Below are 25,903 nucleotides of genomic sequence, written 5' to 3'. Positions count from 1 at the left end.
AACTGTAAATAAAAAATAATCAGATATTTAATAACGTGTCTCTATTAATTCATTTATTTATTGTTTTTTCTGAAAATTACGGTGCGTGAAATTACTTACAGCTCTAAAGAAAGAGCCATTTGCATCTAGCTCCTTCCAAATACCTGAATTAATTCGTATTCGCCTCTGTTAACGGTTGTAACGGCGGTTCTAATTCTAGTTCTAGTGTATCTCCTTCATGTAAATCTTGTCCTTTTTCAATACTTTGGCTCGTTACATAACCTGTACCAGAAGTTTTCAAATCTAATTTCAAAAGCTTAGAGAAATACATAACATCACGCATGGACCAACCTTTTACATTTGGCATTTGTGCGTTATTCCCTAATAAAAATATACGATCACCTTCACTCATTACCTCGCCAGACTGTGGATATTGTTTTATTATTTTTCCTTCTCCTAAAATTACCGGCTGTAGCTTCTCTTTTTCTACACTTTTCTCTGCTGTACCCATCGATTGATTTACATAATTTTGTACTTTTAATTGAGATTGTTTCGCTGCATCAGCTATTTGTTTTTCGGTATACGGTTTCACCTTTAAATATTCAAGGCTGTTTTTTATAACAGGTTTAAATATTTCAGCAAGAGGCTGAGCTCCATACTCATCTCCTTTTAACTTTGGCTGCTTAATAGCTAAGTATACGATTAACTCCGGATCATCAATTGGAGCCATTCCTAAAAAGGAGAAAATGTAATTCTCTTTCCCTTCCATATATCGGCCGTTTTCAGGATTCGGGATTTGTGCTGTTCCTGTCTTACCTCCAATTGGATAACCATCCACTTTATACATTGTACCAGTTCCTTTTGAAGATGTTATAACACGCTCCATTAAGCTTCTAACCTTGTCCGCTGTTTCTTTTTTTATCGGATTCCCAATTTCTTTCGGTTGATTTTCCATAATAACTTCTTTGTTTGTTGGATTTACAACTTTATCAACGATATATGGTTGCATCATTTTCCCGTCATTTGCTATAGCAGTAGCCGCTTGGATTAATTGAATTGGAGTTACTGTAGAACCTTGACCGAAAGAAGTTGTAACCTGTTGAATTTGCGTATTTAATAATAAAGTATTTTTACTTTCTCCAGGTAAATCTATTCCTGTTTTTTGATTGAATCCAAATTTATTCATATATTGCTTAAATTTATTTGGTTTCAGTAACTGATCTTCTAAAATAGAAAAAGCTACGTTTGATGATCTTTCAAAACCTTCATCAAATGTAATTGATCCCCATCCAAATCCACCATTATGATCTTTTATATCAGAGGAACCAACGGAATATTTTCCAGATTGAAAATATTCTTTTCCGTTATATACACCTTCATTAATGGCAGCTGCTAACGTAAAAACTTTCATAGTTGAACCTGGTTCATATGCATTTGCAATCGGATCATTTAAAAAGTATTCGATATCACCTACATTAGGATTGTAACTAGGTTTACTAGCCATCGCTAAAACCTTTCCTGTTTTTGGATCAGCAATAATGCCAATTAACATAGAAGGATCATAATGCTCTTGTGCTTTGTTCATCGCTTCTTCTAAAAAGCTATTAATTTGTTTATCAAGCGTTAAATATACGTTATTCCCATTTTTAGCAGGTTCTACTTTTCCTATATCATTTGTAAGTGGAATCCCTCTTCGTGTACCCACATATTCTATATTCCCGTTTGTAGAGCGCAAATATTTATCCAAACTCTTTTCAAGCCCAAACTTTCCTTCCGTATTCCCTTTATCATCTGGTCTAGCAAAACCAAGTATATAGGATGCAAAATCTTCATTCGGATACACTCTTGCTTTTTCCGACATAAAAGATACACCTGGTATTTTTAAATCATTAATTTTTTCCTTCTTTTCCCTAGATAAGTTCCGACCAATTTTCCCAATTTCAACTTGCGTACGCCCTTCATGAAAGTTTTTTAATACTTCTTCTTTATCAATTTCAAGCGCATCGGCTAATTGTTGTGCGGTTTCATCTTTATTTTTCACTTTATCTTTTCCTTTTAAATTCACAACAACTCGATATGTTGTAGAATCTTGTACTAACACCTTTCCGGTTTGGTCATAGATAGTACCACGATTCGCTTCTAAAATACCTTTTTTATTATGTTGTTCATCCGCTAGATCCTTTACATTTACATTATGCACGACTCCTACTGCCTGAATATAGACTATACGCAAAATCATAATAAGAAACAAAACAATAAAAGCAATCATCATATATCGAGCGCCTTTATTCGTTTGAAGTTTTTGCATACTTATCTCCTCTCTTTTGGAATGGATTCGTACGAAGATGCGTTTTATAATTTGTAGTTTTTGTTTACGATACTATATGTTTCGAAGTTTTCTTTTTAATTCCTTTAAAACAATACGAAACTAACTATTGTTATTTTTTGTTTTTGTTTTATTTCATTAAAATACGGTGCGTGAAATTTCTGAATATTAACTTCACCAAAACTTGATTGCATAGCACTCTAAACTCTTTTCTTATTTACTATAAAAAGTTCCCCTCTGGATTTCCAAAGGGGAACTTTTTATAAGAAAATTATGCGATATGGTTATATTTTGCTAAGAAAGGAATTCGTCTCGCTACTAATGCATACATTTTGAATACGAATTTCGCTATTGGTTCAAACATACGTGTACTTTGCATTACTAAACCGCTCGTAACAAGTGTTATGAAAGCTGCACCAAGTATATCTAAAGGATAATGAACACCTACATACATACGTGATATACCGACTAACACTGCCCATAATAGCGCGATATATTTCAGTTTTTCTCCTCTAAGAATAAATACGAAGGCGATTGAAAATACAAGTACAGAATGATCACTAACAAATGATGAATCTGCTGCATGTGGTACTAATTGATGTACATCATGTGATACGAACGGACGCGGATGGTAATATACCGCATGTATAAGAACATTTACTACTAATGCAATAATAACCGAAAGCGTCGTATATAAAACTGTATATTGTTTTCTAATTGCATTCTCTTTCTTTCCATTATTAAACCATAAGATAAGCATAAATAAAATGGCTACGTATGCAGCGCTATTTGTAATTGCAACCATTATCGTATCTAATAGTTTGGATGAATCAGCAAAATTATTAAACCACTGAAATACTGTGTAATTCATAATACTCTCTCCCTACTTACAAGTGTTCTTGATTTACACAGTATACAATACCATTATGAAAATGGGCTTAAACTTTTCTCATCTAATTCTCATTTTACTATTACTCATGTGACAATTATAAAACAAATTTTATACGCTATTTATGTATAAAGTTCGTAAACCTTTATAATAAGGCGATTCGTATTTTTTTCATGTTTGGAATACATAACATGTTCATTTAAATATACTAATTGTAAAATCATATTTTTTAATTCATTTGAAGTACAATATTTCCAAATTGTTCTCCATGTTCCATACGGCTTAGTGCTCGAATTGCTTCTTCTAACGAGTAAACTTTATCAATAATTGGTTTAATTTGATGTTTTTCTATAAACTTTATCATCTCATTAAATTCCTCACGGCTACCCATGGATGTTCCCATAATATCAATTTGATTGTAAAATAGCGCGCGTAATGGTAATTCAATTTTATCTCCTGAGCTTGCACCAAAATTCACGATTCTTCCGTTTGGTTTTAATACATCAAAATATTTCAAAAAAGTTGCTGGACCTATACTATCTATTATTAAATCTACTTTTTCACCTTGTAAGCTCTCTTCCCAATTTCCGGCACTATGAAAAGAAATATCTGCACCATATTTTGCAGCAAGTTCCATTTTATTCTCTACCCTTGAAGTAACACTCACTTTTGCGCCAATTGCTTTCGCGAATAACATGGCAAATGTAGCAACACCACCGCCTATTCCCGGAATTAAAACGTGTTCGCCGCGCTTCAATCTACCTTTAGTAAAAAGCGCTCTATATGCAGTTAATGCGGATAAAGATAAAACACCTGATTCTTCCCAAGTAAGATATGACGGCTTTTCTACAACATTTTCAACTGGTACAATTACATATTCAGCAAACGTTCCATCTTTCGGCCCACCTAGCACTTCCGGTAACTCCGGTACTTCAGTAGCATGTTCCCATCCAATACTAGGATTAATAATAACTTCTGTATGTAATATGTTATCAGAAACACCGTTTCCAATTTCCGTAACAATACCTGCACCATCTGATCCTAAGATTAAAGGTAATTGCATTTCTTTTCTATTATTCATAATAAATAAATCCCGATGATTTAAGCCTGCTGATTTTAATTTCACTTTAACTTCCCCATCATTAAGTGCTCTCTCAGGTGATATTTTATATTCTACACCGTCAAACCCAATTTTATATTGATGTACGATAGCTTTCATTATTATTCCCCCTTAATAATTTTAATGTACTAGAAATTTCGAAATAAACAAAATGATTTGATCGTAAAAAAAGAAGGAATGCAAAACGCACCCCTTCTTTGAAGGCTTATTTTATTATACATGGTAATGTAATCGTAACGATTGTTTCTTCATTTTCTTTACTCTCTATTTTAATAGCTCCTTTATATTTTTCTACAAGTCGTTTTGCAATAGACAAACCTAGTCCGTTTCCACCTTGTTTTCGACTTCTCGCTTTGTCAACTCGGTAAAACCGATTAAGAACAAATGGTAAATCGGTTTCAGGTATTCCCGTTCCATGATCTATTACACGAATTGTAACTTTCCCTGATTGTAAACTGGATTCTATGCAAATATATTTATTAACCTCTTTTGTATACTTAACTGCATTATCCATTATGATAATAATAATTTGTTCTAAGTAAGATGATGGCATTGAAACATAAGCCTCGTCATCCCCGAATTTCATATCAAATTGAAAATCACTTTGAATTACTATAAAGTTTTGTGTAACATGTTTTAATACGCTATTTACATGGACTGGCTCAGCTGCTATTGGATACATTTGTTCAGATTCAGCTCTTGATAGTTCAAGCAATTCTGAAACTAATTTATTTAAACGATCTACTTCCTTTAAACTAGATTGAAGAGATTTATCTAATACTGCTGGATCATTTTTCCCCCATCGGTTTAACATCGCTAAGTGACCATGAATAATTGTTAACGGTGTTCTTAGTTCATGAGATGCGTCTTCGACAAACTGTTTCTGTTGTGCAAAAGAAGTTTCTACTTCATCCATCATCTCGTTAAAGAGAAATGATAATTTTGCAAGCTCATCATTATTTTCTCGTACTGGAACCCGTTCATTTAGTCCATTCTTTTTAATACGTTTCATCGTATCTGTTATATTTTGAACACTTGATAATAGTTTCTTCGTTATAAGAATCCCACCTAAAAAACTAAATATCAATCCAAATATTCCAGCAATAAGCATTACCACTAAAATAACTTTTAATAAATAATCAAATGTCTCTAGGTTTTTCGTAAGTTCAATAGTGCCAGTAAACTCTTTCGTTTTAATTGGTATGCGCTTAACTAATATTCGATCTTCTAAATGCCTTTTTATAAATGACTCATCTTTTATAACCTGTTTCGGCTTTATCCACGTTTCATTAAAATCTCGTGAAACAGTAATAATCGGCCCCCCATCCATGTCAATAATACGAATCATTTGATGCTTATCAATCATATTGTTTAGAAAATCTTTACTGTTTTCAAATGTTTTACTCGAAAGGGTATCATTTTTATCTTGGAAATATGCCGCTATTTCCGTCACTTGCCTATTTATTTGTTTCTGTTCATAATCTATAGTCCACTTATTGATTACAATAAACTGCAAAGCACTATATAAGATGAACAAAATAAATACTAGTGTAGTGGACCAAAGTGTTAGTTTCCACTTTATAGGTAGATTTCGAATTCGAAACATAATATTTTTTATCATTTCATTATATATCCCGCACCACGGACTGTTTGGATATACTCCTCCTTAACTACACTATGTAACTTGTTTCGCAAATAACGAACATATACATCAACGATATTTGTCTCAACAATTGCATCATATCCCCATACTTGGTCCAGTAAAACATCACGAGTAAGTACGCGATTAATATTTTTCATAAACATAAGCAATAACTCGAATTCTTTATTTGTAAGTTCAATTTCTTCATTTCCTTTAGTTATAGTTCGAGATTCAATCTGAAGCTGCAAATCTTTGAATGTAAGAAATGAAACCTGTCACACGGTCCATAATACTATCACGAGCAGTCAGCATAATAATAGGTGTATTTTTAGTCGCTCTTAGTCGACGACATACCTCTAGTCCATTTAATCCAGGCAGCATTAAATCAAGCAAAATGAGATCGTAATTCTTTTCAAGTGCTGCGCTTAACCCTTTTCTTCCATCTAGTTGTATATCTACTTTATACCCTTCATATTTTAGTTCTAATTCTAGAAAATCTGCTAAACTTTCCTCATCCTCAATAATTAAAATGTGTTGCAACGGTAGTTCCTCCTAGACAATTAAATGAATAAATAATCCTATTCCAAATATAATTACAATGATTTGATGCACTTTTCTATACATCATAAATTTTTCTTTCTTATTTATTTTCTGTAAATAAAACCCAACAACCCCTAGTGCGATTAAGGCTAATAGAGAAAATATGCCACTGTATATGAGTAAAATATGAGGACTCCCTTTTATAAAAAAGTAAACACCATGAGTAATTGCAACAGCTATTATAGCGTATCCAATTAATACATGAAACTTTTTTGCAAATAGATACACTTCTTTAACTTTTTTAAATCCTTGTATATTTTTCTTCTTTAAAAACACCCATATATGGCGTAAAAACCATAATGAAGCAGCGATAATAGCCCCATATTCACCAAAAGAGCCTAATTTTTTATTTAACCATTTTACATTCAAAACATTGCCGTATATAACATTAATAAATAGCATTAATACACTACAAATAATAATAGTAATGCCCATAATTTTAACACACACACGAAAATATTTATTTCTTAATATCTTCTCCATTTTATTTAATCTCCTTACTCACAAAAGCTTTGTAACAAGCAGTCTATCAAATAAAAAAGAAAAGAACATGAGAGAAAGATTAAAATAAAATGAGAATTTCAATATCACTGACAATTATTATTGATTTTTTTCAGCTAACTTTATTATGTTTTGAATAAACGGTGCTTTTGCCTTTGTATATGAAACACGATCAAAAGCATATGTAATAGCAAGCATCTCTTTTAATTCTCTATATTCTTTACGTGCCCATTTATGGCTTATTAGAAAGTCACGAAATAAAATATTGTTCCTCCATTCGTCACTATTATAAATATAAACATGCAAATGATGAGTACCTGCTCTCCATTTTCCCTTTCTAAAAAAACGCCAATTCGTTGCATCTTTTGGAACATACTCATATCCAATTTCCGATAGAACTTCAATCCACTTTTCAGTTATTTGCAATTCTGTTACGCCAATCATCATATCAATAAGAGGTTTAGCTCCTAATCCTTCTACTGCTGTGCTTCCTATATGTTCAACAGCAATTATTTCTTGTCCTAACAAGGAACAGAATTTCTCTTTTTCTTTTATATACTCTTCAACCCAGTCTTTTTGATACGGTTTAATAACAATTTGTTGATCCATTGTATTCACCTCTTTATAAGTATTTATCATTATATTTATAAAATTTTATATTGTTAGCATAGGATTTCCATAAAATATGTCGAATAGTGGAATGTACAACTTAATTATATTAAATGTGAGGTAATCTATGAAAGATAATTCCGTCGAAATTCAGTTAAATAGTGTAGCATTCCAATTAAAAGAATATCATAATTTTGATTGGCTTATTAAATTAGGGACCGTATTTGCAGTTTTTGACCAGCAAGATTCAGGTAATATAAGTTTTGGTGTAGAAAAAGATGGGCATAAGAAATTTATCAAATACGCAGGAGCACAAACAATTGCATATGAAGGAACAACGGGTGATGCTATTGAAAGGCTAAAAAATTCAGTTACTATTTATGAAGATTTAAAGCATGAATCGCTCATAAAATTAATTGATCATTTTCCAGTTCAATCTGGATATGTATTAATTTTCGATTGGTTTGATGGTGAATGTCTTCATTCGCATTGGCGCTTCCCACCTCCTGAGAAATATAAAAATCCAAACTCTCCATTTTATAAATTTAGACATTTACCTGTTATAGAACGAATTCATTCTTTACATTCCATTTTTTCTTTCCATACTTATGTAGAAAAGAAAAATTATGTAGCGATAGATTTTTATGACGGTAGTATTTTATATAATTTTAATACAAACGAAACAAAAATTTGTGATATAGATTTATACAGTAAGAAACCTTACATAAATAAAATGGGCCGGCTATGGGGTTCCTCCCGTTTTATGTCACCAGAGGAATTTGAACTAAACGCTATAATTGATGAAAGAACAAATGTATTTAATATGGGAGCAATGGCTTTCTCACTCTTAGGCGGTGAAAAAGATCGTTCTTTTATAAAATGGGAAGCAAGTAAGGAATTATATAAGGTAGCGTATCGTGCTGTAAATGACAATCGGGCAGAACGGTATGCATCAGTTACAGAATTCTACGAAGCGTGGTTAAAAGCGGCTGATGCAGAAAAGATATAGCCCTAAATTATTAAAAGAAATATAGAGTTTATACTATTATCATGTATAGCAAGAATGATTTTATGAGCATTTCATATTAGTGTGTTCTAATTGATTATGGCTATTATTAAGGAAGACATATCAGCGATAATTTATGTCTATTTTGTATGAGTGTTAGCAAGTTCGTTTGCAAACTTGCTAACACTTTTTTGTTTAAATATTTCACAACCAAAAGGTGCATACATATGATGATCAACATATAAACCGACTTTCTTAGCACCTAATTTACATAATTCATCGATAAAAGCCTGTGTACCTGCTCGCATATCATCCATTGTTTTCACTTCTACATCAGCCACCCAAACTGTTGCACTCTTGTCACCACAGTTCCAGAAATCACGGGCTTCTACGCGTGCATCATTTTCAGAAACGACAGAATGCATAGTTACCAAAAGAAATCACATGCTGCTTCATAGCTTGTACATAATCTTTATACGATACCTCTGCACCACTTGTATGTAAAACTGATATATCATTAATTAATAGATGATAATGCATTACACCTTTTATTTCTACATCTTTTTCAAGCTCTTTTATGCTACCCGTAACACGTATAACGTGTTTTGTAGTTTCCATACTTCCATCACTTTTCTAATTAACGACCTGTCCACATATCTTGCACAATTCCATTTTTAAATAATTCATATGGGAAATAACAATATCCTTTATCTCCCCAGTCTTCTCCCCAGCTGTTGCGAATAATAACCGTTTGCTTATCATCGTCATATCCAACAGCACAAACAGCATGTCCCGCTGGTTGACCATCTTCAACAATTACATCATCTGTTCCTGATACTGGAACTATACCAGTCTTTTTCACTTCTTCTGACATAAAAGATTTTGGTACAGCAAATCCAAGTACAGCAACTAATCCATGAGCAAGTGCAGCCTTTAATCCCGATAAATCTTGAATACGATGGTAGGTTCCAATTTTATAAAGTGCAGCATCTGATTCAGCCTTTGGTGATGGCTTATCTCTAAAATTCTCGGTATAAGGAAAATCCTCTTCAGGGCATACCCCAATATTTTTAAGAACCCCCATACCATCACGAACATTCGCTCCACTATCTTCCTGAATATGTCCTTCTATTTCTCGTTCATGATAATATAAAAACAAACGAGATAAGCAAGTAAATGGACGACCTGATTGTAATAATAGATATTCTCGTAACCCTGAAACAATTGCATTTGCCGTACAAGAACCTATATTCCATTGATTTACTATACCTGACATTTTAGGACGAAGATCGACTTGCGTTGGCAAATCCGCCTCATTACTAAACAAGTAACTCCGAAACATTTTGTCTCTTAAATCAACAGGGTCTTTTCTTACATTAAGGTACTTTACAATATCTTTGTTACTGGTAAAACTGAAATTTGATTCATTTGAACTCATTGTAAAAATCCATCCTTTCTTAATATCTAGATAATTCATTTCTTCTCTATACTTAACTTAAAAATTAAAAATATACCTATTTAATTTTTATTTCATTTGCATTCAATACATCCGCATGTTTAATTATTTATCTTTTTACTTATCAATTTCTATTTTCAATTTATCTCACAACTACTTGAACTCTATATCTTTTTTTCTTTCTTGTTTGATTCAATTGCTTTTTCCACTCACGTAATTAGTCTTGTAGTGCCCTCATATTTTCCTATCTCCCCCTTCCAAAATAAAAAGGGCACCAATTCATTAAAACAACTTGAATTGCTGCTTTAATGAATTGGTGTCCTCTAGTTTTCTAGCCGGACTATATTTATTTCATTATACTTGTCTGTATAAAAAGATTCCTCCAAGCTTTATCTATTCTGTCTTTCTCATATTTTTGTATAACCTTTGTCCGACGAGCAATTGCTTTTTTTAGTTTCTTTTTCTTTAAATTATCCAATCCTCTCACTCCTTCTTATAAAACAGTTTTTTCCATTTTAGGCGTTTTTATTAATTTAATACCTTCTTACATTCAAAAAGCGGCTCAAATGTGAATTGTACCTATATAATTTCAAAAGGATTATTTTATTAGATTTTCAATCAAACTTCATTTCAAAATTCTCAGTTTCAGATGAACCACTAGACGCATACACCATATACTAATTTAAATGCTTCCTAGGAAAGAAGGTGAAAGCTATGCCATCTATTGTCGGAAATATGGTTGTGCAAAATAGTAACGGTTCTTTCAACTTAGGTGATTTTTATAACGTTTCTCCAAAAGAAAATACAAAAGCTTATAATGGTTCAGGTTCATCTAACGTTGCTTTTGTTCTCAATACATTTAACGGTGTTAGTGCAACAAACACATTTGATTCTGATGTTGCAGACCAAAACCAAGTTGGAACAGTCTAAATTTATTCATTTCCCTCTAACTCCTGAATAAAACCCAATATTCCGTTAATAATGTATATACAGTTTCTGATTTCCCTTCATACCCGAAGGCTGAGTAGCTAGTTTTTACTAGCTGCTCTTTTTATGTTTCACACGAATAAAATTCTATATTTCACCGATACTATAAATGGGCTGATACAGCTTGAATTCACATTGACATCTGTAATGTTCTTTTTCCTTTCTCTGTGGACTGAGCGGTTAACCTTCGTTAACTGCTCTTTTGTATTGAGTTGATAATAAATTTTAGGTCGTATTTCTCTTCTATACCATATACTTTTTAAGTATCCAACTCAAAGTGTTACCTCCTATCTGAAAGGGCACTGATGCATGGTGCTCTTTTTTTAGTTTCTTTATTTCTACAAAATGAAATTTTATAACATTTTTCAGTTCAAATATCCTTTCCATCAATGTACGAACAATATTACTTCTTCTTTAAGCATCTTTATGAACAAAATTTATAACCTTTACTCCACTTGGATTTATATTAAAAGTAATAGTTTCTATGCCATTCGGAGGGTTATGAGCTCCTATATAAGTTTTATATTGAACTGTAACAATAAAATTAAAGTTTTCTTCTGGGAAACGTTCAATTTTTATAATTTTTGTGTCCGTCAAACTATACTGATGATCTGGTCCAAGCTTCCTTCTGATAACTTGACTTGCATATGGTGCTAATAAAGTATTATAAGAATCATAAAACTCTTGATTATCAATATTAAACGCTTTGGTATCTAACGGATTTAAAAATAAAACTACCATAGTAATTCCCAAAAACAAACTAACCACTTTTCTTTTCAACATATACTCATCCTTAATTCATTTAGATATCCGTTAAGCTCCCCAGCATAAGAGATGACTATTCTTCATCCTTATCTAACTTCTTTTTATTCAAATAACGTTTTTGTTAAAATTTTACTTAAACCTTATTCATTCATGGTATAATCTGGATTATTTATTTTTCCAAGAAAGGCTAAAGTAATGAGAAAATAATTCGGTTTCATTTCAAATTTGTTAACTATTATCGTATTTTTTACCTTTTATAGTGATAGTAATTTAATTTATTTAATATTTGTATCACTGGTTTTAATTATTTTCGCTCCAAAAGGTACATCAAAAAAAGTCGTTATAACTAGTATAATAATTTCGTGTATTTTTTACCCTCTCATATTCGGCCTGCTTTTTATAATTGGTTGAGGATTAGCAGAATCAAAACTAAACTAATCCCTTTTTCTCAAATAACGATTTTGTTAAGTTATACCCCATCCATTTTTCACACGTCTTTCCGCTAAACACATTTGTCTAGAAAACCCTATATTATTAAAAATGGTTATCGACTCTCAACTTGAAATTTTTTACTTTTGATAATGCAACCACCTACAACGGAAATATACCTTTTTCAAAGGAGGCATCTAATGTATATATCAAATAGGATTGGCTTATTTAGTTGGATTGCAACTTGCCTATACTTTTTAATTGAACCTTTCTTTATTTTCACTTCTACAGCATCTTATAACTATTTGCATCATGCAATGAGTGATCTAGGTGTAACAACCTGTGGAGAATTCACCTACGAAATAGCTCCTTATGAAATATGCTCCCCTAATCACTTTTGGATGAATTTACTCTTTATTCTTAATGGAATAACATTTTGTATTGGAGTACTATATATTTCACAACATCTAGAAAAAACAAAAATTAATAAAATAGCAACATTTTTTATAATTATAATAGGAGTTTCCACTATAGTCTCAGGATTAATTCCTGCAGATGTAAACCTAATTGGACATTCTATTCTAGTTTGGATAGGTATGCTTACTGTATTTCCAGGACTATTTATTTTTGCAAAGAATCTTAAAAAAACTAGAAAATGGACATATTTCTGCTTACTAAACTTAATAGTAATAACAATCATTATCTCACTTGTTTTTCTTTTCCCCTTACCTGCAGGTCTACTACAAAGACTTTTTTACTTGGTTCTTTTCGTTTGGGGAACTGTATCAACCTACAAATTAATAAAATAAAGATTTCATTAAAACTTTTCACCTTTTAACTGGACAAGCATATAGTATTGTATGGAGATATCCACTCATAGAAATCTACCTTTCTTGTCCAAGAGCATGCTTATATGCGTGCTCTTTTTGATTGCATTTAAAGATTTCACATTCATTAGAAATGTACATACAATAATCATGATCATCTCATTATTAATCTTTTGGTATCCTTATCGATACACATCTTGGTCATGGAGCATCTTAAAAAGCGCTCTTTATATTTGTTAATAAATAACCATTTTGTTCAAACATACACACGGTATATATTAGTTAAGCATATATTTACATAGACAAGACATAACTTTTTTAAACATGCACAATTTTTGTGCATGTTTTTTTATTTAACAAAATAACTATTTTATTATGTTTCCTAACTTACAGTAATGTCCTTAAAAAACATTCATATATATTTATCAGATGCACTTTTAAATCCCAGAGTATCAAATGCTTTTAAAAGTTAACTGACCAACAATATTCAACTTCTCTTTAAAAATAACTTAGATACAAAAAAGCTACGTTTTATATAGGATAAAAAATTATCTTACGCAAAGGAGCTTGATTATTTGTGAATTACCAAAATGATAATAACCCTAACATTCACAAACCTTGCACTTGTCCATCCCCCACGGCTAACAGTTTAAATGTTGTTCAAACTACCCCATCAATAGTCTCTGTAAATTCTGCGATTCCACTAGATACCGTGGTAAATTCTAATGGTACGGCAATCTCATTCACACCACCAACAACTTTTTTACTTGAAGGTGGAAGAACCTATTTGGCAATCTATGAAGTGCAAGTTATCATTCAACCAGGAGGTAATTCGGCAGGTATCACTATGTATCTTAATAATAATCCAATCATTGGCTCTGGTACTTCTCTGGGATATACTGCAGGATTCACTTCTGTATCAGCACCCGCTATTTTCACTACACCTTTAGGTATAACAAGTACTCTTACTGTTAATGTAGGACCATATTCTAATACATTAAATACATTGGGCTTAACTCTTGCTGTTGTAGCATTAACATAATAAAATGTAAAACTCTCTAAAATGATTTTATTTATCCCTTAACTGTCTATTGGGCTAGCCTCTAAGAACTCCACATAACTACATATAGAAAAAGAACATTATTTGGTTCCATAGTACTAGGTGACTCGGCTAGCACAATTGCTGAGTCACCTATTTATCTATAATAAAATAAAGCTTTTGTTTAATTTATTACTTGTTCTTTTTTATGCATTATTCTATTACAATCCATTTTCATGTTATAATTACCAACAGTACATATTTTAATAGGTACAACAAATTCCTATTATTTCCAAATGGATTAACAAATAAAAATACGTGTAAAAGAATTCAGTGTTTTACTGAATTCTTTTTATGGATCTTACAAAATCTTTTACATCTTCCTTCATTCCTTCTTTTTAATAAACTTCAAATTTTATTACAATAACGCTTTTTTAAAATACAATCGCTTGCCTATAAACTTTGTAACCTTCATTTTCTTTCCTATGATTACAACATCCTCCTAACAACCAAGTATTGGTTATATATCCCATATGAACACCTCTATTTTATTGGCATATACTTTGAAGGAAAAAACATTTCACATTAAACATATACCTACAAACTCAGTTGCTAATAATTTACCAAAAATTACTTAATATTCAATTTTTAAAAGGAGGTATTTATGAGATATAATCGAAAATCAAATTCCAAAAATCCGTGTGATAAATTTCAGCAACCCTGTTTTATTTCTATATCCCCTTGTGATCAAAGTAATTGCTGTACACCTGTTTTTTTCTCGAATTCTCAACAACAAGAATTATTACAAATAATAAATCAATTAAATCAAGCCATCCTTTCTTTTTTCACAACACCAAATCCAACAACTATACAAATACTCCAATCAGCATTACAGGCATTAAATGATTTATTAATAACAGTACAACCAAATACACCAAATAGAAATTTAGTTATAAGAACTATAAATCAATTAATTAATTCCTTACCTACCGCATCCCTCACTCAAATCTCAGCATTATTCCAATTTCTATTCCAAAGCTTGTCTTCACTTATAAGTTGTTCAAATATATCAGACCCCTTATTACAGCAAACATTCAACTTAATTCTACAAGGAATCTTAAATAGTTCGCTATTAAGTAACATCGGAACACCGGGGCCGACTGGAGCCACTGGACCTAGAGGATTTCCTGGACCTAGAGGCGCTCAGGGTTCTCAAGGTGTGCAAGGAATTCAGGGGCCGGAAGGACCAGAAGGACCTCAAGGACCTCAAGGACCTCAAGGACCTCAAGGTGTACCAGGGATTCAGGGACCAGAAGGGCCTCAAGGGCCTCAAGGACCTCAAGGTGTAGAAGGAATTCAGGGGCCGGAAGGACCAGAAGGACCTCAAGGACCTCAAGGCGTACAAGGAATTCAAGGACCACCAGGACCACCGGGGCCGACTGGTTCAGGGACCGGAATGGGAATTCCTGGACCACCGGGACCTACTGGGCCTCAGGGTATCCAAGGGATTCAAGGACCGGAAGGACCGGAAGGGCCCACTGGCCCTCAGGGTGTACAAGGAATTCAAGGGCCGGAAGGACCAGAAGGAGCCACTGGACTTCAGGGTGTGCCAGGAATTCAAGGGCCGGAAGGACCACCGGGACCTACTGGACCTCAAGGTGTGCAAGGTATTCAAGGACCTGAAGGACCACCAGGACCTACTGGAGATTGTGATTGTCCACCGGGACCTACTGGACCGACCGGACCTACCGGGCCAACCGGACCTGCATGTAATTTCCTAGTATATGCTACAAATGCAGGACTCATAGATGACCCTACAAATGATACAGTATCTGTAATTAACACCGGAACAAATATAGTAGTTGATACAATTACTGTAGGTAATGCACCACTTGAAGTAACCGTTTCACCAAATGGAGCTCGTGCCTATGTTACTAATATTTTTTCTAATACCGTTTCCGTTATTGATACTGCTACTAATGCCGTTATCGCTACCATTCCTGTTGGAACTAACCCAATAGGTGTAGCTGTTTCTCCAAATAACACAACTGTTTATGTTGGAAATCATGGCAATAATACTGTTTCTGTCATTAATGCGGCAACAAACACAGTTATTAATACCATTCCTGTTGGCATCGCTCCACAAGGAATTACTGTTTCCCCAAATGGTGCCCTTGCATATGTTGCAAACGAATTAAGCAACACAATTTCTGTCATTAATACTGCTACCAACACAGTTATTGCTACCATCCCTGTTGGTATTCGTCCTAGAATAATCGTGTTTACACTAGATGGTACTCGTGCGTATGTCACGAATCAAAACAGCAATACGGTTTCTGTTATTAACACCGCTACCAATGCAGTTATTAATACAATTAACGTAGGTACCGAACCTGTTGGCATAGATATTACACCGGGTGGAAACCTTATTTACGTTGTAAATAAAGTTAGCAATAATGTATCGGTAATAAATGTGGCGACAAATACTGTGATTGATACAATTTCTGTTGGTTTATCCCCTGATCAAGTAACCATCATACCTGATGGCACTCGAGCATATGTTACAAATCAAGCTAGTATTACTGTTTCCGTTATTGATATTGCTACGAATACTGTTATCACTAATGTCCCAGTAGGTGTCGCTCCAACCGGAATAGCTACTGGAACTATTTGTGAATAAAATAAAGAAGTGAAAGCCACAGATAGTTTTTATTAAAATTGATAGTATGTGATATTCTTTCTTTAACTACGTTCAAACAACCAGGATAAACTTTTATATTCTGTTAATATTCTTTTCTGTTTTGTCTTACAGAACCTGCAGATCAGCTAGCTGTTGTTAGCTGATCTCTTTCTATAAAACTCAAATCACATACCAATTAATTTACTAACATTGAATTTTTTAGAATTTAATAATAATATTTACCTATAAAACCATTACCCTTATACAAAGAGCTATGAGCCTTTCCACTCATGACTCTTTTTTTACGATTTTCACTTCACATCTACGTGATTTTGACTAGCTTCTCGACTAAATCCGTCTGGGTATCTTTCTAAAAATAATCATTTTATCTTTTCAGTAAACTTAGTATCTACACGATCAACCTTACCGTTTATCTAAACCGCGACTTGCTCACCAAATCCGCTCATTGGTGGATTGACTACTGTTACATTTTCGTCCTAAACTATTAAAAGTTTGTTGCTACTAACATCAATTTCTACTTTTTTCATATGTCCATCTACCTTTTACTACCACATGTACTCAACAACATCAGTTTTAAAAGCCACTTCCCAAATAAACTCTTACTGGAATTACTACACGACCTAGCTCGTCCACTTTTCTTGAAACACCTGTTTTTTCATACCTTACTTTCCTTTAGTATTTTTATATTTATTTAGAATCTCATGCAAACGTTTCTTATTACCAATCAGTTCTGCTTATCAAGATTTAGATTTAATTAATTGTAATAAATCAGGTGGGGGGTTATGCAGAAATGCTTTCAGGGAAAAGTTTTATAAGGAAATAAAAAATGCAGCAGTGAAAAAATTAAAACTCGTAATTTAAGACATCCACACGCAACTATACTATTGAAACAAGGAGTTAATCCTAAAATTATCAGTGAGAGATTAGGTCATACAGACATTTCATTAACTCTTAGGATTTATTCTCATGTTTTACCGAACATGCAGGAAGAAGGAGTAAAAAATTTTGGTAAAAATATCTTTGGATAGCTAACGTTTGTAGAATGTTTGCATTTTATAACAAAAAGCCAAACTAATCTTGTATTAACAAGGTTTATTCACCTTAACATATGTTATTATGTATAATACATATGTTAAGTAAATTCAGAATAACGAGGCAAATATTATGGACTTTGTTTATATTAATCAAAACGTATTAAATAATCTTCTATACATTTTATGTAGTATATTTGTTTTTTATTTCATATATGATAGCCGGCACTATTTAAAGAAATATAAAATACTACTGATTACCCTTTGTTCTAGTATCCCGCTTATTTTATGTATGCGATACCCTATCTATATGGATGAAAGTTGTATTCATGATTTAAGACAAATTCCGGTCATAATAGGTACGCTTTATGGTGGATTCCCTGTCGGTATCATATTGTTTACAATTTTATTAATTACGAGATTTTTATTTTATGGCTTTAACATGCTGACAGTTGTTGTTTACGGAATAATGTTCATCGTTACAGCACTCGCATCTTCAAAATTTAATACATATAATAGAAAACTGAAAGTAGCTTTTTCCATGTTTTTAACCTTTTTCCTAGCAATATTTACAACTTTAATTGTATTAACCTTATCAGATTTTGAAGTGAATAATTTGTATATTATTTATTTCATGGTATTACCGACTACTTTAATGTTATTTATTGTTTATATAAATGAAGTTATTAAAGATGCTGTATTAATGCGCTCAAAATTAATTAAAATGGAAAAAATGGAGATTGTTAGCCAACTCGCTGCAAGTATATCGCACGAAGTAAGGAATCCCTTAACGGTTGTAAAAGGATTTACACAGCTTTTAAAAACACAAAATTTAACTACTGAATCAAGAGACGAATATATTAAACATATACTTGAAGAGTTAAATCGTGCCCAAGAAATTATCGATGATTACTTAACGTTTGCCAAACCTGCTCCAGAAAAACTAGATCAAATTTCAGTAAAACAAGAGTTAAATCGAGTTATTAATATGATATTGCCATTGTGTAATATGAATACGATACATATTACACAGGATTTTTCTGAGGCAACCATTGTTGGTAATAAACAGCACTTTCAACAATGTTTTTTAAACTTAATCAAAAACAGTATTGAAGCAATGCCTAATGGTGGTACCTTAAATATTTCCTCATCTATCAATAATAGTAAAGTTGAAATACGAATTGAAGATAGCGGAGTTGGAATATCACAGGAGCAAATACATCGATTCGGTGAACCGTATTTTAGTACAAAAACAAAAGGAACCGGTTTAGGTACAATGGTTGCTGTTAAGATTATTGAGACGATGCATGGAAGTTTAAAAATCAGAAGTATCGTTAGTAAAGGAACGACTTTAACGATTACGTTCCCGAAATATAGTAAGAATACGCATTAAAACAAATAAAAAAGGAGCATAGTCGCTCCTTTTTTATTTGTTTCGATACATAAGTATCTTCAATGTTTTTTTAGTTTACATTTGTGAAGACTAATTAAAAATTAGTATCCTCCGCCCCAGCAGCTGCATCCTACAATTATTAATAGAATGAATAACACAACTAATAAAGCGAAACCTCCACCAAAACCACAAGAACCACCGTAACTCATATTTTCTCCTCCTTTTGGTTTGAAAACTAATAGGTAGTTGATCATTTTAACTGGTTCGTATTATACATTATGTGTATATCCCTTTTTTGAGCATGTCTACATAAAAATAAGTAAAAGCACTCGTTTAAAGAGTGCTTTAAAATGGATACCAAAAGTTTTGAAATACGTTTAATTTTAAATATACCGCAACAATAAATATGAAAATACCGGCAAATAAAGCGATGAAATCTTCACGTTTCGCCTTACTTGTATAAAACCATCTACGTTTATCCTTCTTTCCAAATCCTCTTAAATCCATTGCATTTGAAACCGTATCTATTCTTTCTAGAGAATGAATGATTAGTGGCCAGAAAATTAAAACACGGTTCTTCATACGAACCCATAAACTTGCTTCTCCTTTTTCAAAAGCCACTCCTCTCGCTTCTTGCGCGTGTTTAATAATTTTATACTCAGACTGGATGTCAGGAATATAACGTAGTGCAATATTTATTGCATAAGTAATCTTATAATGAATACCAAGTTTACTTAAGTTACTTACAAATTCACTTGGATCTGTCGTGTAAATAAAAAGAAGTGTAAATGGTAATAACGTAAAATACTTTAATGAAAGTGTAGCTGCATAAAATAATGTTTCATATGTAATCGTTGCATATCCAACATGTAAAAACGCGGTATATGATTCAGTTAATTCAGATCCATGAGTTGGTGTAATCAATAAAATCATGACAGAGTTTAATAAACTAAATGTAAATATGACACTAAAAACAATTAAAATTTTACGAAATGGAATTTTAGCAATGCTGAGCCCGATACACCCAATAATAAATAATATTAGCAACACCCGAAAATCAAAAAACAAAAAAGTAAGCGTCATACAAAAAATAAATAAAAACAATTTCACTACCCCATCCATACGATGAAAATATGTACTATGCACCTTCCTCCCTCCTATTACTGTCTAAATAAAGCTCCATAAATTTTTCTGGACATGCAATCCCACTAAATTTAACAAGCTTGGTTAAAGAACTCTCTCTTAAGTTGGCTCTTTGTAACGTTTCTTGATCGCCTAATACATCAAACACTGTATTATCCGCAATAATTTTCCCTTCATGTAGAACTACTGCACGGTCTGTATATTCTAGCGCGAGATTCATATCGTGAGTGATAAAAACAAATGAAATTCCCTTTTTAGCTAGGTTTTTAATAAAAGCCATAAATTGTTTATAGTGATAATAATCTTGTCCCGCTGTCGGTTCATCTAATATGATAAGTTTAGGATTTGTTGTTAATACAGATGCGATTGTTAATCTCTTTTTTTGCCCATAGCTTAGTGCTTGAATTGGCCAATTACGAAATGGATATAAACCACAAATTTTTAAAGTTCCTTCTACTCTATTCTTAATTTCTTCCTTAGAAAAATTATGTAATGTTAATGTAAATGAAACTTCTTCAAAAACAGTAGGCTGTGTAATCATATGATTTGGATTTTGCATCACGTAAGATATGATTTCCCCACGTTTACGAATAGACCAAGAACTAATATCTTCACCTTTTAACAAGATTTTCCCATTTTTCATTTTGTTTATGCCTATAAGACTATGAGCTAATGTTGATTTCCCTGCTCCATTATGTCCTAACAGTGCCACAATTTCTCCTTCATATATTGAAAGGTTTACATTTTCTAATACTTTTTGTTTATTAGAGTATGAAAATGATAAATTCTCCACTTTAAGTAATTCCTTGTTTTTAGTATTCCCTTTTAATATGACTTGTTTCTCCATCCACTCTTTTATAACATTGCTTACCTTTTCTTTTTGAAGGTTTTCCATTGGATATATTACGTCATTATTACTATCAAAATGTAATCTCTTTAATGCTTCGATGTAAATAGGCTCTCTTAAGCCGATACGTGGTAATATATTTGACGCTAAGATTTCTTTTGGTGTTCCTATCGCAATGACTTTACCTTCATCAATTAATATAACTTTGTCTAAATCCAGGTTTAAAATTTCTTCTATTCTATGTTCGATAATAACAATCGTTTTATTATATTGTTCATGTATATCTTTCATAAGTTTTATCGTATGTAAGGCGCTTAGTGGATCTAAATTAGCTAACGGTTCATCGAACAATAATATATCCGCATTTGTTGTTAATAAACCCGCTAGAGAAACTGTTTGCTTTTGACCTCCTGATAATTCATGTGGACTTTGTTTATGAAACGTATGCATCTTCACCTTTCTTAATGAGTCCGAAACAATTTTTTTCATGTCATCTTGCTTTACACATTCATTTTCTAAATAAAAAGCTACATCTTCTTCTACTGTCAGACCAATAAATTGAGCATCTTGATCTTGCAAAATTGTTCCTACCTGTTTACTTTGTTCAAAAATACTTCCTTCCCTCGGGTCTTTACCGGCAATTAAAACGTTACCTGTACTATTCCCTTCGTAAGAAAATGGGATTAGCCCATTTATACAATGAGCTAATGTCGACTTTCCTGAGCCACTTCGTCCAGCAATTAGCACTTTTTCCCCAGGGTATATATGAAAGGTAATATCACTTAAAGTAGGCTGCACAGCATGCCCATATTGAAAGGTGAATTGTTCAAACGAAATAATTGGTTGCATGTTAACATCCCTACTTTTCAATTTTTAAATGTGTATGTTTCTTATTGGATTTCGCCAAACCAATTGTAAGTGGCAATCCAAGTACTACGAAAACGATGACATCGGAAATTGTTGCTCCTAATACTTGTATAACAATTTTGTCAAATGGTTCTCCCATCACAATAATATCGAATGCCCCAGCAAATATAATAGCAATGACAATACCAACTAGCCCAGTAATTGCTAAATAAGAAATATCCCCCTTGTTAAATGACCCGTTTTCCACACTAAAACCAACTCTTTTTTGAATAAGCCCCATTGAAAAACCAATAATACCTGAACTAATAACCCAGCCCCACCAAATACCCCAGCCAGCAATCGTATCTGTTACGGTATGACCGATAAGTCCGATTAACAGTCCTGCCACTGGACCAAATAATGCTCCAAAAACAGTTAATATAGCTAATGCTGGTTTAATAAATGTATTCGGTGCAATAGAAAATCCCCAAAGTCCTAATATCCCGTATAATGCTGCTCCAATACCGATTGCTACTACTAACTTTGTTGATAATTTGTTCATGACAATTCCCCTCTCATATTAGTCAACTTTTATTACTCTATATTTAATTTAAAAATGAATTATGCATCGACACTCCCTTTCTATACAACAAAAAAATGACCTCTTACATAAGAGGTCATTTTCTTTCACGTTCAAGAATCCTCTTATCTTTCAAAAAACACATCGTGTCCTCTGCGGAATTAGCACCTTCCTATAAAATTGCATAGGGGTTGCTGAGGTTTCTTAGGGCCGTTCCCTCCACCTCTCTGGATAAGTATTAATTTGTAATTCGTATTATGGCACTAAAGAATGTAAATTTCAACACTTTTCTTACTATTTTTATTTTTTCGTTAAATAGATCATTTAAATCATTGTATTCTTATCGGAATTATGAAATAATAAATTCAAAATCGTTTCGGGAGGAATGCATTATGAAAGTTATTGGTTTGATTGGAGGATTAAGTTGGGAATCTACATCATTATACTATAAACATATTAATACACTTACACTCTCTCAATACGATCAAAATGCAAAGTTAGTTTTATATAGTATGGACTTTGGTGAAGTAACTACTTTATTACAAAACCATCAATATGAAGAAGTGAAAAATGAACTAGTTACAGTTGCAAAGAAAGTTGAAAAATCTGGGGCTGAATGTTTATTAATGTGTTCAAATACCGTACATCTATTTGCCGAGGAAGTAGAACAAGCAATATCTATCCCGCTTCTTCACATTGGTGATGTAAGTGCTAAAGAAATGGTAGAACAGAGTATAAAACGTATCGGACTATTAGGAACAAAACAAACGATGGAGCAAGATTTCTATAAATCACGATTAGCGAAATATAACATTGAGACAATTATCCCAAATGAAGAGGAAAGAACCTTTATCCACCATGTCATATTAGATGAATTAAGTAGAGGGATCATTTCAGAAACATCTAAAGAAAAGTTATTACAAATTACAAAATCATTAATTCAAAACGGCGCTGAAGGTATATTATTAGGCTGTACTGAAATACCTATACTTATCTCCCAAAATGATCTTACTGTTCCCGTTTTTGATACTGCTTTTTTACACGCAAATACTGCTGTGCAATTTGCTGGATAAGAATATACAAGCATAAAGGTGAGAACCTCTATGCTTGTATACAATTACGACTATTTATCCCGCTATTTATGGGTAGTAAAATCCCTACCGATTAAAGTTTTACTTTATTTAAAAGAGATTCAATAACTGCAATTGCTTCTTTTGAACCACCACATTCTAAAAAGCTATCATTAAGTTTTCTTATACCATGTTTATACTTTTCATTTGAAAGAACATCTGTTACGGCCTCTTTTAAAGTGTGCACATTAACATGTTCTTTCAATAGTCTATGTGCCGCTTCAAGCTCAGTTAATCTTTGCGCTATCATTGGCTGGTCTTTATCATGCGGTATTATTACAAATGGGACATTATAATGAATGGCATCGTGTACGCTATTCATACCGCCATGTGTAATAAAAACATCTGCTTCATTTAATATTTCTGATTGAGGTACATATGGAGCAATTATAAAATTATCTGGTGCTTTCTTAATTTTAGAAATATCATTTCTATCACCAATTGCCATTACAACTATCCCATCAAAATCTGAAAAAGTATCAATACAAGTATTAAAGAATGGTTCGAGTCCTTCAAGCAGTGTTCCCATTGAAATATAAATAACTTTCTTTTCTTTAAGTGATTCCAGTGGAAACTTTATATTTGTTTTACGCTTTGAAATACTCGGTCCAATAAAAATGTTATTTTCTCCGAACGATTCGTTATTAGGTTGGAAATAGCGACTTGTGTATACGAGACAAACATCACCCTTATTATTCATAAATTGAAGATTATTCTTTGGTTTTACTCCAAATTTATGTTCCATCTGATTTAGTAATTTTTCAGAGATTTCCTCTGGTTGGAATGGCATATCTGCATTTGGATGAAAAGGTAATGTCTTCAAAAATTCTGGCGGAATTAAAAATATAGGTGAGGACACTACACCTGGAACTTGTAAATACTCCTTTACTAACTCTCCTGCGCCAAATATATCATAAATTACGAAATCAAAATTTATACTTTCACATAATTGTTTCGTAATTTCTAATATATATAAAGAAGTTTGAACATGCACATGAAAGAAAGCATTTAACCCAGATGAGGTTTCAGCATCAATAGAAATCTCTTTTAATAGATCCGGATGAATATGTACAGTAGCTCCTAAATCTTCAATTCTATCCTTAAAGTTTGCCGTTGTAATATAATGTACGTTATCCCCTCGTTTAGTAAAAGCTTTTACTAAATTTAATGTAGGGTTTACATGTCCCTCTGCTGGAAAATTAACCACTAAAATATTTAGCACTTATTCCTCACTCCTTACATTTCATTGTTTTAATTAAGCATACTGTTATTTGTACAAGTAATCTTCCCCTAATAGTCCTAATATGCTTGCTACATTATATTGATAAATAATTTTCAGTCATCAACATAAAAAAAGCATCTACCTATGTAGATGCCTAACCGTGATAAGGAGTGTTCTGTGAGGTTAGAACAAGCTTTTCTGCTTGTCCTATGCTATTAATATATGATTGATTTTATAAAACGTGAATAGTTAATAGAATTATTTTATCCATTTTATATGATCAAATGGATAAAATACCATTTCTACTTTACCTATTATATTTGACTCATCAATAAGTCCAAGTGTATTCCTACTATCTTTACTATGATTACGATTATCACCTAACACAAATAATTTATGCGTAGGAACTTTTATTTCTCTAAAATTTGAAAAACGATTGGATACTTGTGACATATCTAAATGTATATACGACTCATCACGCTTTTTACCGTTAATAAATACCTCATCCTTTTTTAGTTGTATATTATCCCCCGATAATCCAATAATTCGTTTCACATAGTAAGTAGGCTCGTCTTCTTTTTTTATAATGACAACATCTCCATGATGAAAAGACGATAAACAGACGTTTACCTTATTAACAAGTATATAATCTTTTTCATTCAAAGTAGGTTGCATCGAAATTCCTTCTACCATACAAAATAAAAAGGACTTATTAATAAAAATAACCCCTATTATAATTAATATGTAGCTACATATGTTCCTCCAATATTTTAGAATAAACAGCTTCATATATACCTCATTTCTAATCTATTCCCAGATAAAAACGCCTCTAGTT

Annotated in this window: 22 protein-coding genes, 4 pseudogenes and 1 riboswitch; of the genes and pseudogenes, 8 read left to right on the top strand and 18 right to left on the bottom strand. The window is 32.4% G+C overall.

Features of this window, described 5'->3' with window-relative positions; genetic code table 11:
• Positions 1-148: 148 nt before the first annotated feature.
• The 7 genes and pseudogenes from D1166_RS12435 to D1166_RS12405 all read right to left on the bottom strand — a co-directional run bounded on the left by D1166_RS12435 (position 149) and on the right by D1166_RS12405 (position 7,666).
• Complete coding sequence (locus tag D1166_RS12435; protein WP_097861934.1) at positions 149-2,287, bottom strand: penicillin-binding protein; 2,139 nt, start codon at positions 2,285-2,287, stop codon at positions 149-151.
• 289 nt (positions 2,288-2,576) lie between these two features.
• Positions 2,577-3,176, bottom strand: coding sequence for an undecaprenyl-diphosphatase (locus D1166_RS12430; protein ID WP_001110118.1), 600 nt, complete (start codon positions 3,174-3,176; stop codon positions 2,577-2,579).
• A gap of 247 nt (positions 3,177-3,423) precedes the next feature.
• Positions 3,424-4,413, bottom strand: coding sequence for a zinc-binding dehydrogenase (locus D1166_RS12425; RefSeq protein ID WP_098318666.1), 990 nt, complete (start codon positions 4,411-4,413; stop codon positions 3,424-3,426).
• 106 nt (positions 4,414-4,519) lie between these two features.
• Complete coding sequence (locus D1166_RS12420; protein ID WP_000594473.1) at positions 4,520-5,935, bottom strand: HAMP domain-containing sensor histidine kinase; 1,416 nt, start codon at positions 5,933-5,935, stop codon at positions 4,520-4,522.
• Positions 5,932-6,496, bottom strand: a pseudogene (locus tag D1166_RS12415) (response regulator transcription factor). Before D1166_RS12415 ends, D1166_RS12420 begins: the two are co-directional and overlap by 4 nt.
• Before the next feature lie 12 nt (positions 6,497-6,508).
• Entirely contained in the window at positions 6,509-7,039 is a 531-nt protein-coding gene (locus tag D1166_RS12410; protein ID WP_000411453.1) for a hypothetical protein, read from the bottom strand.
• Positions 7,040-7,156: 117 nt separating this feature from the next.
• On the bottom strand, positions 7,157-7,666 hold the full coding sequence (locus D1166_RS12405; RefSeq protein WP_118043325.1) for a GrpB family protein: 510 nt from the start codon (positions 7,664-7,666) through the stop codon (positions 7,157-7,159).
• Between the two features lie 127 nt (positions 7,667-7,793).
• Here D1166_RS12405 and D1166_RS12400 point away from each other — a divergent pair, with 127 nt between their 5' ends.
• Positions 7,794-8,675: a protein kinase domain-containing protein gene (locus tag D1166_RS12400; protein ID WP_098318664.1), complete on the top strand. Its 882-nt coding sequence runs from the start codon at positions 7,794-7,796 to the stop codon at positions 8,673-8,675.
• A 206-nt stretch (positions 8,676-8,881) separates the two neighbouring features.
• Here the strand turns inward: D1166_RS12400 and D1166_RS31770 are convergent.
• The 3 genes and pseudogenes from D1166_RS31770 to D1166_RS12380 all read right to left on the bottom strand — a co-directional run.
• A pseudogene (locus tag D1166_RS31770) lies at positions 8,882-9,149 on the bottom strand (glycoside hydrolase family 25 domain-containing protein); the annotation flags it as partial.
• Between the two features lie 160 nt (positions 9,150-9,309).
• Entirely contained in the window at positions 9,310-10,110 is an 801-nt protein-coding gene (locus tag D1166_RS12385; RefSeq protein WP_000097509.1) for a C1 family peptidase, read from the bottom strand.
• Positions 10,111-10,474: 364 nt separating this feature from the next.
• Positions 10,475-10,606 (bottom strand): DUF3983 domain-containing protein, encoded by a 132-nt coding sequence (locus tag D1166_RS12380; RefSeq protein ID WP_000369348.1) that lies wholly within the window; start codon positions 10,604-10,606, stop codon positions 10,475-10,477.
• 236 nt (positions 10,607-10,842) lie between these two features.
• Here D1166_RS12380 and D1166_RS12375 point away from each other — a divergent pair, with 236 nt between their 5' ends.
• The gene (locus D1166_RS12375) at positions 10,843-11,058 is read left to right on the top strand and encodes a spore germination protein (RefSeq protein WP_001139345.1); all 216 of its coding nucleotides are present in this window, start codon (positions 10,843-10,845) and stop codon (positions 11,056-11,058) included.
• Between the two features lie 471 nt (positions 11,059-11,529).
• Here D1166_RS12375 and D1166_RS12365 read toward each other — a convergent pair whose 3' ends face one another.
• Positions 11,530-11,898, bottom strand: coding sequence for a DUF3888 domain-containing protein (locus tag D1166_RS12365; protein ID WP_000919725.1), 369 nt, complete (start codon positions 11,896-11,898; stop codon positions 11,530-11,532).
• A 611-nt stretch (positions 11,899-12,509) separates the two neighbouring features.
• Here D1166_RS12365 and D1166_RS12355 point away from each other — a divergent pair.
• The 3 genes from D1166_RS12355 (at position 12,510) to D1166_RS12340 (ending at position 16,855) form a co-directional block, all read left to right on the top strand.
• Positions 12,510-13,118, top strand: a complete 609-nt coding sequence (locus D1166_RS12355) for a DUF998 domain-containing protein (RefSeq protein ID WP_000275962.1) — start codon at positions 12,510-12,512, stop codon at positions 13,116-13,118.
• A gap of 595 nt (positions 13,119-13,713) precedes the next feature.
• Positions 13,714-14,178 (top strand): hypothetical protein, encoded by a 465-nt coding sequence (locus D1166_RS12350; protein WP_098318663.1) that lies wholly within the window; start codon positions 13,714-13,716, stop codon positions 14,176-14,178.
• A 661-nt stretch (positions 14,179-14,839) separates the two neighbouring features.
• Positions 14,840-16,855, top strand: coding sequence for a YVTN family beta-propeller repeat protein (locus tag D1166_RS12340; RefSeq protein WP_098318662.1), 2,016 nt, complete (start codon positions 14,840-14,842; stop codon positions 16,853-16,855).
• Positions 16,856-17,289: 434 nt separating this feature from the next.
• On the opposite strand, the pseudogene D1166_RS12335 reads toward D1166_RS12340, so the two are convergent.
• Positions 17,290-17,403 (bottom strand): annotated as a pseudogene (locus D1166_RS12335) (DUF3954 domain-containing protein).
• Positions 17,404-17,727: 324 nt separating this feature from the next.
• Here D1166_RS12335 and D1166_RS32325 point away from each other — a divergent pair.
• Both D1166_RS32325 and D1166_RS12325 read left to right on the top strand, forming a co-directional pair.
• A pseudogene (locus D1166_RS32325) lies at positions 17,728-17,904 on the top strand (tyrosine-type recombinase/integrase); the annotation flags it as partial.
• A gap of 136 nt (positions 17,905-18,040) precedes the next feature.
• Positions 18,041-19,300, top strand: coding sequence for a LytS/YhcK type 5TM receptor domain-containing protein (locus D1166_RS12325; protein WP_098318661.1), 1,260 nt, complete (start codon positions 18,041-18,043; stop codon positions 19,298-19,300).
• A gap of 101 nt (positions 19,301-19,401) precedes the next feature.
• Here the strand turns inward: D1166_RS12325 and D1166_RS12320 are convergent, their stop codons facing one another.
• The 4 genes from D1166_RS12320 to D1166_RS12305 all read right to left on the bottom strand — a co-directional run bounded on the left by D1166_RS12320 (position 19,402) and on the right by D1166_RS12305 (position 22,698).
• Entirely contained in the window at positions 19,402-19,509 is a 108-nt protein-coding gene (locus tag D1166_RS12320) for a YjcZ family sporulation protein (RefSeq protein WP_000120182.1), read from the bottom strand.
• 136 nt (positions 19,510-19,645) lie between these two features.
• Positions 19,646-20,446, bottom strand: coding sequence for an energy-coupling factor transporter transmembrane component T family protein (locus tag D1166_RS12315; protein WP_098318660.1), 801 nt, complete (start codon positions 20,444-20,446; stop codon positions 19,646-19,648).
• Positions 20,439-22,139: an ABC transporter ATP-binding protein gene (locus tag D1166_RS12310; protein WP_065704002.1), complete on the bottom strand. Its 1,701-nt coding sequence runs from the start codon at positions 22,137-22,139 to the stop codon at positions 20,439-20,441. The genes D1166_RS12315 and D1166_RS12310 overlap by 8 nt, the downstream gene beginning before the upstream one ends.
• 10 nt (positions 22,140-22,149) lie before the next feature.
• Positions 22,150-22,698: an ECF-type riboflavin transporter substrate-binding protein gene (locus D1166_RS12305; protein WP_098318659.1), complete on the bottom strand. Its 549-nt coding sequence runs from the start codon at positions 22,696-22,698 to the stop codon at positions 22,150-22,152.
• A gap of 140 nt (positions 22,699-22,838) precedes the next feature.
• Positions 22,839-22,954: riboswitch (SAM riboswitch) on the bottom strand.
• 154 nt (positions 22,955-23,108) lie between these two features.
• On the opposite strand from D1166_RS12305, the gene D1166_RS12300 reads away from it, so the two are divergent.
• Positions 23,109-23,789, top strand: a complete 681-nt coding sequence (locus D1166_RS12300) for an aspartate/glutamate racemase family protein (RefSeq protein WP_098318658.1) — start codon at positions 23,109-23,111, stop codon at positions 23,787-23,789.
• 91 nt (positions 23,790-23,880) lie between these two features.
• Here the strand turns inward: D1166_RS12300 and D1166_RS12295 are convergent, their stop codons facing one another.
• Positions 23,881-25,068 carry a macrolide family glycosyltransferase gene (locus tag D1166_RS12295; RefSeq protein WP_000932165.1) on the bottom strand — a complete coding sequence of 396 codons (1,188 nt, stop codon included), beginning with the start codon at positions 25,066-25,068 and terminating at the stop codon, positions 23,881-23,883.
• A 258-nt stretch (positions 25,069-25,326) separates the two neighbouring features.
• Positions 25,327-25,857 carry a signal peptidase I gene (lepB, locus tag D1166_RS12290; RefSeq protein ID WP_000765192.1) on the bottom strand — a complete coding sequence of 177 codons (531 nt, stop codon included), beginning with the start codon at positions 25,855-25,857 and terminating at the stop codon, positions 25,327-25,329.
• Positions 25,858-25,903 lie beyond the last annotated feature (46 nt).

This window comes from Bacillus sp. ISO11, from assembly GCF_003458115.1.
GTDB classification, from domain to species: domain Bacteria; phylum Bacillota; class Bacilli; order Bacillales; family Bacillaceae_G; genus Bacillus_A; species Bacillus_A cereus.
The sequence above is the reverse complement of the archived record's forward strand: the minus strand, read 5'-3'. Positions and strand labels throughout refer to the sequence as shown.

Excerpts from the sequence above, each read along its gene's own strand:
- D1166_RS12430 (WP_001110118.1), bottom strand. The coding sequence starts at position 3,176 with ATGAATTACACAGTATTTCAGTGGTTTAATAATTTTGCTGATTCATCC.
- lepB (WP_000765192.1), bottom strand. The coding sequence starts at position 25,857 with ATGAAGCTGTTTATTCTAAAATATTGGAGGAACATATGTAGCTACATA.
- D1166_RS12400 (WP_098318664.1), top strand. The coding sequence starts at position 7,794 with ATGAAAGATAATTCCGTCGAAATTCAGTTAAATAGTGTAGCATTCCAA.
- D1166_RS12425 (WP_098318666.1), bottom strand. The coding sequence starts at position 4,413 with ATGAAAGCTATCGTACATCAATATAAAATTGGGTTTGACGGTGTAGAA.
- D1166_RS12310 (WP_065704002.1), bottom strand. The coding sequence starts at position 22,139 with ATGCAACCAATTATTTCGTTTGAACAATTCACCTTTCAATATGGGCAT.
- D1166_RS12300 (WP_098318658.1), top strand. The coding sequence starts at position 23,109 with ATGAAAGTTATTGGTTTGATTGGAGGATTAAGTTGGGAATCTACATCA.
- D1166_RS12355 (WP_000275962.1), top strand. The coding sequence starts at position 12,510 with ATGTATATATCAAATAGGATTGGCTTATTTAGTTGGATTGCAACTTGC.
- D1166_RS12365 (WP_000919725.1), bottom strand. The coding sequence starts at position 11,898 with ATGTTGAAAAGAAAAGTGGTTAGTTTGTTTTTGGGAATTACTATGGTA.
- D1166_RS12305 (WP_098318659.1), bottom strand. The coding sequence starts at position 22,698 with ATGAACAAATTATCAACAAAGTTAGTAGTAGCAATCGGTATTGGAGCA.
- D1166_RS12375 (WP_001139345.1), top strand. The coding sequence starts at position 10,843 with ATGCCATCTATTGTCGGAAATATGGTTGTGCAAAATAGTAACGGTTCT.
- D1166_RS12410 (WP_000411453.1), bottom strand. The coding sequence starts at position 7,039 with ATGGAGAAGATATTAAGAAATAAATATTTTCGTGTGTGTGTTAAAATT.
- D1166_RS12340 (WP_098318662.1), top strand. The coding sequence starts at position 14,840 with ATGAGATATAATCGAAAATCAAATTCCAAAAATCCGTGTGATAAATTT.
- D1166_RS12320 (WP_000120182.1), bottom strand. The coding sequence starts at position 19,509 with ATGAGTTACGGTGGTTCTTGTGGTTTTGGTGGAGGTTTCGCTTTATTA.
- D1166_RS12385 (WP_000097509.1), bottom strand. The coding sequence starts at position 10,110 with ATGAGTTCAAATGAATCAAATTTCAGTTTTACCAGTAACAAAGATATT.
- D1166_RS12405 (WP_118043325.1), bottom strand. The coding sequence starts at position 7,666 with ATGGATCAACAAATTGTTATTAAACCGTATCAAAAAGACTGGGTTGAA.
- D1166_RS12325 (WP_098318661.1), top strand. The coding sequence starts at position 18,041 with ATGGACTTTGTTTATATTAATCAAAACGTATTAAATAATCTTCTATAC.
- D1166_RS12420 (WP_000594473.1), bottom strand. The coding sequence starts at position 5,935 with ATGATAAAAAATATTATGTTTCGAATTCGAAATCTACCTATAAAGTGG.
- D1166_RS12435 (WP_097861934.1), bottom strand. The coding sequence starts at position 2,287 with ATGCAAAAACTTCAAACGAATAAAGGCGCTCGATATATGATGATTGCT.